The sequence below is a fragment of the Fodinicola acaciae genome (assembly GCF_010993745.1).
GTDB lineage: Bacteria > Actinomycetota > Actinomycetes > Mycobacteriales > HKI-0501 > Fodinicola > Fodinicola acaciae.
The window spans coordinates 3,124,268-3,136,205 of record NZ_WOTN01000001.1 but is presented as its reverse complement, the minus strand read 5'-3'; the positions used below and the strand labels follow the sequence as shown (position 1 = coordinate 3,136,205).

Genomic DNA, 11,938 nt, shown 5'->3' with positions numbered 1-11,938 from the left:
AAACGCAGCCTGCCGGCACCGGACAAAACCCACCATGGCGCTGCTATTTGGGGCTCCGTCCGGCACCGGCAGAGCGACGTGTGGACCTCGACTCTCACGCACCACCGTTTACCAACAGGCTCTGATCCTTCGTACGGGTACATACTGGACTTTGTGCCGACACCATTCGCGTACACCGGATCCACCTCGACCGGCATCGCGGCCAGCATCGAGGCCGGCGTGCGATCCGGCGAGCTCGCGCCGGGCGACCAGCTGCCGGCGGTGCGTACGCTCGCCGCTCAGCTTACGGTCAGCCCAGGGACGGTCGCCGCCGCCTACCGGATGCTGCGCGAGCGCGGCGTCGTGGAAACCGGCGGCCGGCGCGGCACGCAGGTGCGCGCGGCGCCGGCGCTGGCCGGCCGCTCGACGCTGCGGCTGCCGGTGCCGGCCGGCGCGCGCGATGTGTCCACCGGTAGTCCGGATCCGCAGCTGTTGCCGCTGCTCACCGGCCATCTGCACGCCATTCCGGCGCAGCCGGTGCTCTACGACGAAGGCGCGCTGGTGATCGATCCGCTGGCGCGGCTGGCGCGTGAGCGGCTGGCCGCCGACGGCGTCGCCGCGCCGGGCCTGACGGTTGCCAGCGGCGCGCTGGACGCCATCGAGCGCGTACTCGCGGCGCACTTGCGGCCTGGCGACCAGGTCGCGGTCGAGGATCCGGGCTGGGCCAACCTGCTGGACCTGATCGCGTCGATGGGGCTGACGGTAGAGCCGGTGCGGGTCGACGAGGACGGTCCGGTGCCGGAGTCGGTGGCGGCCGCTTTTCGCCGCGGCGTACGCGGGTTGGTCATCACCTCGCGCGCGCAGAATCCGACCGGCGCCAGCATGTCGGCCGCGCGTGCGGCCGAACTGCGAACGCTGATCGCACAATATTCGGCCGCCGTTGTGCTGGAGGACGACCACATCGGCGAGCTGGCGAGCACCGGCTTCCATCCGGTCGCCGACGCGGCTGCCAACTGGGCCGTGGTTCGGTCGGTGTCCAAGCCGTACGGACCCGATCTGCGGTGCTCGATCCTGGCCGGCGACGAGCAGACCATCTCACGGGTCGAAGGCCGCTACGGCCTGGCGGCGCGCTGGGTCTCGACGGTGTTGCAGTCGCTGGTGGTGTCGCTGTGGTCGGATCCGGAGGTCGCTGCCCTCGTGCGACGCGCGCGGACGTCGTACGACCAGCGGCGCGCCAGCCTGGTCGAGGCGCTGGCGGCGAAAGGCATTGCCGCGTACGGAAAATCCGGGTTGAACGTGTGGATCCCGGTGCCGGACGAGACGTCCGTCTGCGCGCGACTGCTCGACGCCGGCTGGGTGGTCGCGCCAGGCCGGATGTACCGGATCGCCAGCGAGCCGGGCGTACGCATCACCATCAGCACGCTCGACACCGCCGACATGCCCGGCCTGGCCGACTCGGTCGCCGCCGCGTTGCGTCCACGCGCACGCTCGTACGCGGTCTAGGGTTTGCCGGTGGCCGACACCAAACAGCGCCTGATCGACGGCGCGATGGCGGCGCTGCGCGAACATGGGATCGCCGGCGTGTCCGCGCGTACGATCGCGACCGCTGCCGGCGTCAACCAGGCGCTGGTCTTCTATCACTTCGGCAGCGTCGACCAGCTGCTGGCCACCGCCTGCCAGGTCGCCTCGAAAGCGCGCGTCGACGCGTACAGGGAGCGCTTCGCCGCCGCCACCTCGCTGCGCGACCTGCTCGATGTCGGCCGCGACATGTTCGACGCCGAGCGCGAGCTCGGCAACGTCTCGGTGCTGGCACAGTTGCTGGCCGGCGCGCAGACCGACCAGAAGCTCGCCGAGCCGGTCGCGGCCGCGCTGCGGCTCTGGACCAACGAGATCGAAGGCGTGCTGCGGCGGCTGCTCGCCCACTCGCCGGTCGCCGAGGTCGCCGACATTCCGGGCCTGACCGACGCGGTCGCCGCCGCCTTCGTCGGACTCGAACTTTTCGGCGGTGTCGACGATGCCGCCGCGCAACGCGCGTTGTCCGCACTCGACCAGCTCGCCATCCTGGTGGAAGTGGTCGACGACCTCGGTCCGGTCGCGCGGCGCGCGCTCGCCTCGCGGCTGCGGAAACGGTCAGCCGAGTAGGCCGACCAGCCGGTCCAGGCCGCTTCTGATCAGTTGGCCGTACGCGTCGTCGCCGAGTGTGCCGATCGTGGCTTCCGCCTGCGCCACGTGCTCGCGAGCGCTGTCGAGGTCACCGATTTTCCGGTAACACTCGGCAAGGTTGAGGTGCAGTGACGGATAGAGCGCGGCCACCGGCATCTCGACGCCGGCCTCGGCCTGCCGCTCGTCGGTGATCAGCGGCGCCGCCTCGAGAGCGCGCTGATCCCACAGCAGCTCGTCGCGTACGTCGTCCTGCGCGTCGGCCATGGAATGCGCCACTACGCACCGATGCAGCGGATCGCCCTGCTCGCCGCCGATCTCGTCCCAGATGCTGGCGAACATCTCGCGGGCCGCCTCGCGTTTGCCGCTGTGGTTGAGCTGCGTGGCCTCGCCGATCCGCAGGATCGTGGGGTCGGTGATCGGCATCCTAAGAGCGTACGCGCGGCCGCCGACGGACGAGATCGACCTTCGGGCGCGTACGCCGGCGCGGGTTGATCCGCGGCGGCCTGCGTCGCGGCTGGCGGCGGACCGGCGAGACGTGCAGGCCATATCTGGCCCACAGAACGCGTTGTACGAGCAGCGTCACGGTGCCCGCGACGAACATGCCGGCGAGGTTGATGCCGAGCTGGATCAGCGACGCGTTGACCTCGCTCCAGTGCCCCAGCGCGATCGCCACCGCGATGTTGCCGGCCGCCGGCACGGTCGTGACCGAGATGAAGACACCGACCAGCGCCGACGATTTTCCGGCGGTGATCGACAGAATGCCGGCGATGCCGGCCAGCACGGCGACGATGAACGACCAGTGGTCGGGATGGATGATGAAGCTGGTCAGCGGGCGTACGCCCAGGTCGCCGGGGTGGATCCAGCCGAACAGCCGGCTGACCGCCGCGCACGCCAGCGTGATCGCGATCGCCGCGGCGAAGCCGAGCACGAGCGTACGGACGGCCCCGCCGATCAGCCGGAGGTCGCGCCGCAGCACGCCGAAGCAGATCGCCGCCACCGGGCCAAACTCTGGTCCCAGCACCATGGCGCCGACGATCAGGATCGGCTGGTCGAGCAGCGCGCCGATCGCGGCGATCTGGGTGGCCAGCGCCAGAAACGCCAGGAAGGCCCAGGTGAGCCGCGCGTCCGCGGCCGTACGCGCCGCCAGGTCTTCCCACACGACGGCGTCGTCCGGGTCGCCTGGGGCGACCTCCTCGGCGGTCTCGGCGGCCGTGGAGATCGACAGGTCGATCTGCTCGACGCTGATGCCGCCGCTGTCCTTCAGGCCGAGCGTCTTCAGGTCTTCGAGCACGCCGTTCGCGGCTTCGCGAGCCACGTCGAACTCGACCACGTCGCCGGCCGGCCGGCGCGCGGCTCCCGGGTAGCTGATGACGTTGACGACCGCCGGGCAGCAGTCGGCGACCTCCAGGACCTGGTCGGTCGTGGACGGCGGGGTGATCACTCGTACGTGCAGCACGGGGTGATTCTGACACTGAGACAATCGTGTCTCACCTGATACACTTTCATCTCATGGCGGACAAGGACGCGGTGCTCATGGCGGCGGCCCACCTGCTCGTACGTGAGCCGGCGGCGTCGATGGCCGAGGTGGCGAGCGCGGCCGGCATCAGCCGCGCCACGCTGCACCGGCTGGTCGACGGTCGCAAGGCATTGGTACGCGAGCTGGCCGAGCTGGGAATGCGGCGCGGCCGCGAGGCCGTACGTGCCGCCGACCTGGCCAGCGGCGATCCGCGCGAGGCCTACCAGCGGCTGGTCGACGGGCTCGTACCGATCGCCGACCTGTTCAACCTGCTCTATCGCGAGCAGACCGCCGACGAGATGTACGCGCAGGCCGCCGAGCTGGACGACGCCATCACGGCACTCTTCCAGCGCGGCCAGCGGACCGGTGCGTTTCGTACGGACATGACCGCGGCGTGGATGACCGAAGCGTTCTATTCGCTGCTCGGCGGCGCCGCGATGGCCGCTCAGCAGGGCCGGTTGGCCAGCCGGGACGTCGGCCTGATGACGACCCAGACGCTGCTCGCCGGCATAACGACCAAGGAGGAGACGGCGTGAGTGCCAACCGCCGTTGGATAGCGCTGAGCACGCTCGTGCTCGCTTTGTTGTTGATCTCCATCGACGCGACCGTGCTCGGCCTCGCGCTGCCGCATCTGGCCGAGGACTTGCGGCCGAGTGCCACGCAGGTGCTGTGGATCGGCGACGTCTACGGGTTCGTACTGGCCGGCCTGCTGGTCACGATGGGCAGCCTGGGCGACCGGATCGGCCGTAAGAAGCTGCTGATGATCGGAGCGGTCGGCTTTGGCCTCGCGTCGATCCCGGCCGCCTTCGCGCCGACCGCCGAGGTGCTCATTGCCTCGCGCGCGCTGCTCGGCGTGGCCGGCGCGACGCTAATGCCGTCGACGCTTTCGTTGATCCGCAACATCTTCACCGACCCGAAGGAGCGGTCGGTCGCGATCGGCGTGTGGTCGGCGATGGCCTCGGCCGGTGCCGCGGTCGGGCCGCTGGTCGGCGGCCTGTTGCTGGACCACTTCTGGTGGGGCTCGGTCTTCCTCATCAACGTGCCGGTGATGGTGTTGCTGGTCGCGGTCGGCATGGTGGTGTTGCCGGAGTCGCGTGACCCCCACCCCGGCCCGTGGGACCTGCCGAGTGTCGGCCTGTCGATGGTCGGCATCATCGGCGTCGTCTACGCCATCAAGGAAATCGCCGCGTACGGTGTCGCGCATCCGCTGCCGTGGCTGGCCGGTGTGGTCGGCGCGATCGCGCTCTATCTCTTTGCCAGGCGGCAAAACCGGCTGCACTCGCCGTTGGTGGAGATCCGGCTGTTTACCAATCCGCGGTTCTCCGGAGCGGTGGCGGCCGACCTGATGACGATCGTCGGGCTGACCGCGGTGGTGTTCTTCCTGTCGCAGTTTCTCCAACTGGTCCAGGGATATTCCGCACTTGAGGCCGGTCTGCGCGAGCTGCCGGCGGTCGGTGGCGCTGCGGTCGCGGCGCTGGCCGCCGGCTGGCTGGCCAGCCGAACGTCCGCGCGTCTGATGGTGACGACCGGTCTCGCGATGGTCGGCGCCGGCCTGGCCGCGATTGTCATGCTCGAGCGGACCACGCCGTACCTGCCGATCGCGGTGATCATGGTGGTGATCGGTCTCGGTGCCGGCCTGTCGACCACGGTCACCGCCGACCTGATCATGAGCAGCGTACGAAAGGAGAAGGCCGGCGCCGCGTCGGCGATCTCGGAGAGCGCGTACGAGCTAGGGTCAGCGCTCGGCATCGCCATCCTCGGCACCATGTTGACCGCCTTCTACCGTGCTCAGGTGGTCGCGCCGCCCGGGTCGGACGTGTCTGCCGTACGCGACTCGATCGGTGGCGCTGTGGTGGAGGCGGCGAAGCTGCCGGCCCGGCTGGCCGCTGGTCTGCTCGAGTCCGCTCAGACGGCGTTTGTCGGTGGCCTGCGGATCGCCGCCGCGGCCGGTGCGGTCCTGCTCGTGGCGGCCGCCGTCGCGGCGTGGTTCACACTCCGCCGTCAACCTGCGGAAGTCGACGAGGAGCGAGCGTCCGTACGCGTACCGTGATGTTGATTCTTGTCGCTTTACGCGGATAATTGTCGGTCTTTGCCTGGTTGTAGCGGCCTGTGGATGTCAAGACACCAGAAGCAAACTCTTTACAACGTTGCGGAGATGCGACAGAGTGATGCCGATCTCAGATGGTGTCTCACATTCAGGCGGTGCGAGTGCGGCGGTCGGCGGTTGACCTGATCCGCCGCAGCCGCGCGCCCCGGCGAAGACACTTCCGGGCGGCCGGGTAGACGACCCGGCCGCTCTCGACCTACTCCAGGACGCCGGCTTCTGGCTGCCGGTTCCCCGTAGCCCACCTCACGGAGGTCATCCGATATGTCAGACTCGACGCCTTTCAGTGGACCCTTCAGCGGACTCAGCCGCCGTGGCTTCCTGCGCGCCGCCGGTGGCGTGGCGCTGGCCGGCGCGACCGGCGCCGGCCTGGCCGCGTGCGGTTCGAACACCGGCAGGGCCAGCGGTGGCTCCGGCACGTTGCAGCAGTGGTATCACCAGTACGGCGAGCAGGGCACGCAGCAGGCGGCGCTGAAGTTCGCCAAGGCATACAAGGACGCCACCGTCAACGTCACGTGGACGCCTGGTGACTACGCCTCGAAGCTGGCCAGTGGTCTGCTTTCCAGCAGCGCGCCGGATGTTTTCGAGTCGCAGCTCAACATCGAATACATCAAGTCCGGTCAGGTCGCGCCGCTGGACGACATTTTCGCCTCGGTGAAAGACGACTTCACCGACGCCGACATCAAGCTGAACACGTACGAAGGCAAGATCTACGGCATCCGGATGATCGACGACCCGCAGATCCTGTACTACCGCAAGAGCCTGTTCGCCAAGGCCGGCGTCCAGCCGCCGAACACGTTCGACGAGCTGATCGCGGCGGTCAAGAAACTCAGCACCGGCAAGGTGAAGGGCGCGTACTTCGGCAGCCAGAACGTCATCACCGACCACATCGCGGCGTATTTCGCCGCGGCCGGTGCGCCGATCATCACCGACGACCACAAGTCCGGCGTACTCGACCCGAAGGTGATCGCGGCCTTCGCCAAACTGCGCGAGTTCTACACCAGCGGTGGCGTGTTGCAGAGCGCGCCGACGGAGTGGACGGACCCAAGCGCGTTCATCCAGGAGCTGGTCGCGATCCAGTGGTGTGGCCTGTGGGCTCTGCCGCAGATCCAGAAGGCGTTCGGCGACGACTTCGGCGTCATGCCGATCCCGGCCTTCGGACCGCAGGGCAAGAAGGCGGTCTACAACGGTGGTTGGACGCAGTTTGTCAACGCCAAGAGCAAAAACCTCGACGCGGCCAAGAAGTTCGTGAAATGGCTGTGGATCGACCAGACGCAATACCAGGAGGAGTGGTCGCTGAGCTACGGTTTCCACATTCCGCCGCGCAAGAGCGTCGCCGCCAAGGCGAGTAAGCTGCAGAGCGGACAGGCGGCCGAGGTGGTGAAGCTGGCCGGCCAGTACGGTTTCGGCGACAACATCGCGTTCACGCCGAAGATGGCGACCGCCATCGGTGACGCCGGCAACAAGATCATCCGCAGCGGTGCCGATCCCAAGACCGCGCTGACCACCGCCGACGGCGTCGTCCAGTCCGAGCTGAAGAGGCTGTTCGGGTGAGCGGCACGCAGACCACTTCCGCCGTGCCGGCGGCCGGGTCTGCTGGCCGGGCATCCTCGGCATCGCCCAGAAAACGGCGGGTACGCGGCACGACGGGCGCATTTTGGCTGTTCGTCGGGCCGTTCCTGCTGGGCCTCGCGATCTTCATCTACGTGCCGATCGTGTGGAGCCTGGTCCTCAGCTTCTTCCGGGCTCAGAACACGGTCGTGCCCGACGTGTTCGTCGGCGTCAAGAACTATGTTGACATGCTCACCGACAGCGCGTTTCTCGGCAGCCTGTGGACCTTCACGCTGTTCGGCATCTTCATCGTGCCGACCACGTACGTGATCGCGCTCGGCCTGGCCGTGCTGATCAACCGCGCCAGGTTTGCGCGTGCGTTCTTCCGGTCGGCGATCTTCATCCCGGCGGCCTGCTCGTACGTGGTCGGCGCGCTGGTGTGGAAGCTGTCGATCTTCAACGGCGTACGTTTCGGCCTGGCCAACACACTGCTGGGCATGTTCGGCATCGACCCGGTGGCGTGGCTGTCCGGCACCGGCGATTTTCCCTGGTACTGGCCGGTCGTGGTGACCGCGCGGCTGTGGCTGCAGGTCGGTTTCTACATGATCCTGCTGCTGGCCGGTCTGCAACAGATCCCCAACAATCTCTACGAGGCGGCGTACGTGGACGGCGCCAAACCGGGGTGGCAGACGTTCATCCACGTCACGCTGCCCGGTCTGCGGACCACCTCGGTCGCCGTGCTGATTTTGTTGCTCATCAACGCTTATCAGGCCTTCGATGAGTTCTACAATCTGCTCGGCAACGTGCCGTACGCACGACCACCGCTGGTTTACCTGTATTACACGGCACTGGGCGCTGCGCAGGATTATGGCCACGGCAGTGCCGGTGCGTTGATCCTGTCGCTGATCATCGCGATCGTGACGATCTTCCAGGCTCGCGTGCTCGGCTTCGGAAAGGCTGACTGATGGCGTTTTCCTTGCTGGCGCCCAAACCGGTCGGCGCGGTCGGCCAGAGCGGCGGTGTGCGGTCGATCCTCGGGACGATCGTGCGTTACACCGTCCTGGTGATCGCTGCGATCCTGTTTCTGCTGCCGTACTATCTGATCCTGCGCAACGGGCTGTCGTCGGAGAAGGACATCACGTCCCCGGACTGGACGTTTTTCCCGAGCAGCATCCACTGGGAAAACATCACCGAGCTGTTCACCGACCCGTCGGTGCCGATGGCCGGCGCGATGCTCAACTCGGCGCTCATCGCGGTCGTGCAGACCTTCGGCCAGCTGCTGTTGGGGTCGATGGCTGGTTACGGGTTGGCGCGCATCCCGTACAAGCACGCCAACAAGATTTTCTACGCCGTGCTGGTGACGCTGATGATCCCCAGCGCGGTGACGTTCGTACCGAGCTTCGTGCTGGTTTCCTCGCTGGGCTGGGTTTCCGACCTGCGCGGCCTGATCATCCCCGGCCTGTTCTCCGGTTTCGTGGCCTTCCTGTTCCGGCAGTTCTTCCTGAACTTCCCGATCGAGCTGGAGGACGCGGCCAGGGTCGACGGCCTGAGCTACTGGGGGACGTTCTGGCGGATCGTTTTCCCCAACTCACTGCAGTTCTACGCGGCGATCGCGGTCATCACGTTCATCGCCGCGTGGAACTCCTTCCTCTGGCCGCTGGTGATCGGCCAGGATCCGTCGTCGTGGACCGTACAGGTGGCACTGTCCACGTTCATCACCGCACAGACGATCAACCTGCACGAGGTGTTCCTCGGAGCGGCGGTGTCGATCTTGCCGCTGGTCCTGGTTTTCCTTTTCCTGCAGCGCTACCTCGTCGAGGGCGTGGCCCAGACGGGGATCAAGGGCTGATCCGACTCACCGGGTGAGGAGAGTGCGTCCATGACCGAAGTGTCGCGCCGTGCCGTGATGCGCGGGGCCGGAGCTCTGGGTTTGGGAGGGATGGCGGCAATGATGGGATCGACCGCGGCGTTCGGCGCGCCGGCGTCGTCGGGACGGCTGTCGATCAGCTCGGAGCCGTTTGGCAAGACGACCGACGGCGTCGCCGTCGAGCGTTACACTTTTGGCTCCGCGCATGGCATCCAGGTGCAGATGCTGACTTACGGCGCGACCATCCAGACGATCACCGCGCCGGACCGGCACGGCAAGCGCGCCAGCATCGTGCTCGGCCTGCCGACGCTGGCCGACTACATCGCCAAGAGTCCGTATTTCGGCGCCACCATTGGCCGTTACGGCAACCGGATCGCCAAAGGCAAGTTCTCGATCGACGGCAAGTCCTACCAGATCCCCACCAACGACGGCGAGAACGCGCTGCACGGCGGGCCAGTCGGCTTCGACAAGAAGGTCTGGAAGGCCACCGTCATCAAGGAAGCCTCGCGCGTCGGCGTGAGTTTTCATTACGTCAGCCCAGACGGCGAGATGGGCTTCCCCGGGACGCTGGACACCACGGTCGCGTACACACTGAACACCCGCGGCGAGCTGACCCTGGAATACAAAGCCACGACTGACAAACCGACGATCGTCAACCTCACCAACCACGCCTATTTCAACCTGGCGGGGGAGGGGAACGGCTCGGTCGAAGGCCAACTCCTCCAGGTCAGCGCGGACGCCTTCACGCCGGTGAACAGCAAGCTGATCCCGACCGGACAGCTGCCTCCGGTGGCCGGCACGCCGTTTGACTTCCGGCGTGGGAAGCCAATCGGCAAGGACATCCGCGTCGGCCACGAACAGATCCTGATCGGTCCCGGTTTCGACCACAACTGGGTCCTGAACAACTATGACGGGAAAACCGTCCGCCAGGTGGTGCGCGCGTACGATCCGGAAAGCGGCCGCTGGCTGACCTGTTCTACTGATCAGCCGGGCGTGCAAATCTATTCCGGCAATTTCCTCAACGGCTCCTTCACCGGTCTCACCGGTCGCACGTACCGACAAGGTGACGCCTTTACCTTGGAAACCCAGCACTATCCCGACTCGCCGAACCAGCCCAACTTCCCCTCGACGGTGTTGCGGCCCGGCCAGGTGTATTCCACGAAGACGGTGTACGGCTTCGGGGTCGGCTGAGGTAGATGTGGGGCCAGCGCCGGAGAGGTGGCTCTCCGGCGCTGGTCTTTGGTGTTCTGTGGTTGAGCGCCAGCGTTTTGGCGCGTGGGCTTTGGCGCGTGGGTTTGTAAGTAGTTGAGTTTTGATGATTGAGGGGGTGGTTGGTTTTTCGCCTGCGCGGCGGGCGCTCCTGCGCGGAGGGCGACCTCAAGGGGAGGGGCGCGCGGGGTTTCGTTGTTGGTTCTGTTGGGTGCCACGGGTGCGGTTTCGTGCGGGGTGCGGACCAGGAGTGTGGCTGGGGCGCCGGCGGTGCCGTGGCGTCCCGATGGGTGGCGCGAGGGTCCAGCATGTGGGACGCAAAGGCATGTGGAGCGCTAAATGTCCGGTTTTCGAGTTTCGCGGATGGCATGAATGTCGAGTTACTTGCGTTGGACGCAAGGAACAAGGCTTTCACGCCGCCGTGATCCCCGGAGGCTGTGGCGGGTGTGACTACTGAGGCTGATAATGCTGTTGTGACTACGAGGCTGCAACAAATGTCCGTTTTGATGTCTTGTTAAACAAGTATTACGCAGTCAGCCGCCCCAGCACGATCGTTTGGCGTCCATCCCGACGGGTTGCTTCCCATACGTGACCTGGCTTGCTCGTTCTCCCCGTCGGCGGGCGCAGCCAACCACATTTTCGGAGGGGCCGCCGCCAAACAAACGCAACCACCCACCCAGGCTCGGCGGCCCCTCCGAAAATGTGGTTCCCTTCAGGGCGCCGACGGGGAGAACGAGCAAGCCCCGGAAGACCCGACCCCGCACGCAACCGCCGCCCGCACCCCTATGCACACCGATTGGCATCCACGCGCCCCCTCCCTTGAGGTCGCCCTCCGCGCAGGAGCGCCCGCCGCGCAGGCGAAAAACCCAGCCACCCACCCCACGCAACAACCAAGAGACGCAACCACCCCCAAACGCAACAAACATGAAGACGCAACCACCTCTCCAACGCGACAAAGGGACGACGCACCCACCTCCGCACCGCAACACCCGAATCCCCCACTCACTCACTCACTCACCCCCACTCACCCCCACCACCACCGCAACACATCACGCCGCACCACCTCCTCTGCGCAACGCGCGAAGCCGCACCACCACCACCACCACGACCACCACCACAACGCCCGACCCCGCACCCCTCGCTTTAACGCACACCCGGCGCCGCACTGCCACATACCAGTAGGTACAAACACGCGTGACCTAAGCTCATACCCGTGCGACTGAGTGAGTTCTGGGAGCGAATGGAGCTCCAGTTCGGCGTCGGGTACGCGTCGTCGGTGGCTGCGGACCAGGTGATCGCGCAGCTCGGCGGCCGTACGGTCAATCAGGCGCTCGCCGAAGGCGAGTCGGCGAAGGCGGTCTGGCGGGCTGTCTGCCAGGCGTTCGACGTGCCGGCGAAACTTCGCTAGACGAGTTTCGGCGTGTCGCCGTACACCCTCGAACACCTGTTCGGTACAGTTTCCACACCTCGAGTTCTCGTCCACAGATCGGCGGGGCTCACCGCAAAATGTCCGACCCTCCCCGTACGGTCGGACGCAACGGAACAACCG

Annotated in this window: 11 protein-coding genes; 9 read left to right on the top strand and 2 right to left on the bottom strand. The window is 66.8% G+C overall.

What is annotated here, in order from left to right; all coding sequences use genetic code 11:
• Positions 1-153: 153 nt before the first annotated feature.
• Complete coding sequence (locus tag GNX95_RS14835) at positions 154-1,482, top strand: aminotransferase class I/II-fold pyridoxal phosphate-dependent enzyme (RefSeq protein ID WP_163507648.1); 1,329 nt, start codon at positions 154-156, stop codon at positions 1,480-1,482.
• Between the two features lie 9 nt (positions 1,483-1,491).
• Positions 1,492-2,121, top strand: a complete 630-nt coding sequence (locus GNX95_RS14830; protein ID WP_163507647.1) for a TetR/AcrR family transcriptional regulator — start codon at positions 1,492-1,494, stop codon at positions 2,119-2,121.
• Here GNX95_RS14830 and GNX95_RS14825 read toward each other — a convergent pair.
• Together GNX95_RS14825 and GNX95_RS14820 are read right to left on the bottom strand one after the other, a co-directional pair.
• Positions 2,110-2,565, bottom strand: coding sequence for a hypothetical protein (locus GNX95_RS14825; protein WP_163507646.1), 456 nt, complete (start codon positions 2,563-2,565; stop codon positions 2,110-2,112). The genes GNX95_RS14830 and GNX95_RS14825 overlap by 12 nt on opposite strands.
• 1 nt (position 2,566) lies before the next feature.
• Complete coding sequence (locus GNX95_RS14820; RefSeq protein ID WP_163507645.1) at positions 2,567-3,598, bottom strand: DUF389 domain-containing protein; 1,032 nt, start codon at positions 3,596-3,598, stop codon at positions 2,567-2,569.
• A gap of 53 nt (positions 3,599-3,651) precedes the next feature.
• Between GNX95_RS14820 and GNX95_RS14815 the strand changes: the two genes are divergently transcribed.
• The 7 genes from GNX95_RS14815 (at position 3,652) to GNX95_RS14785 (ending at position 11,797) form a co-directional block, all read left to right on the top strand.
• A complete protein-coding gene (locus GNX95_RS14815; protein WP_222853581.1) occupies positions 3,652-4,194 on the top strand; it encodes a TetR/AcrR family transcriptional regulator in 543 nt (180 codons plus the stop codon).
• Entirely contained in the window at positions 4,191-5,708 is a 1,518-nt protein-coding gene (locus GNX95_RS14810; RefSeq protein WP_163507643.1) for an MFS transporter, read from the top strand. The genes GNX95_RS14815 and GNX95_RS14810 overlap by 4 nt, the downstream gene beginning before the upstream one ends.
• A 318-nt stretch (positions 5,709-6,026) precedes the next feature.
• Positions 6,027-7,316 (top strand): ABC transporter substrate-binding protein, encoded by a 1,290-nt coding sequence (locus GNX95_RS14805; RefSeq protein WP_163507642.1) that lies wholly within the window; start codon positions 6,027-6,029, stop codon positions 7,314-7,316.
• Positions 7,313-8,278: a carbohydrate ABC transporter permease gene (locus GNX95_RS14800; RefSeq protein ID WP_246281604.1), complete on the top strand. Its 966-nt coding sequence runs from the start codon at positions 7,313-7,315 to the stop codon at positions 8,276-8,278. The genes GNX95_RS14805 and GNX95_RS14800 overlap by 4 nt, the downstream gene beginning before the upstream one ends.
• On the top strand, positions 8,278-9,162 hold the full coding sequence (locus GNX95_RS14795; protein WP_163507641.1) for a carbohydrate ABC transporter permease: 885 nt from the start codon (positions 8,278-8,280) through the stop codon (positions 9,160-9,162). The genes GNX95_RS14800 and GNX95_RS14795 overlap by 1 nt, the downstream gene beginning before the upstream one ends.
• A 99-nt stretch (positions 9,163-9,261) precedes the next feature.
• Complete coding sequence (locus tag GNX95_RS14790) at positions 9,262-10,371, top strand: aldose epimerase family protein (RefSeq protein ID WP_222853580.1); 1,110 nt, start codon at positions 9,262-9,264, stop codon at positions 10,369-10,371.
• A 1,231-nt stretch (positions 10,372-11,602) separates the two neighbouring features.
• Positions 11,603-11,797 (top strand): DUF3046 domain-containing protein, encoded by a 195-nt coding sequence (locus tag GNX95_RS14785; protein ID WP_163507639.1) that lies wholly within the window; start codon positions 11,603-11,605, stop codon positions 11,795-11,797.
• The last annotated feature ends 141 nt before the right edge of the window (positions 11,798-11,938 follow it).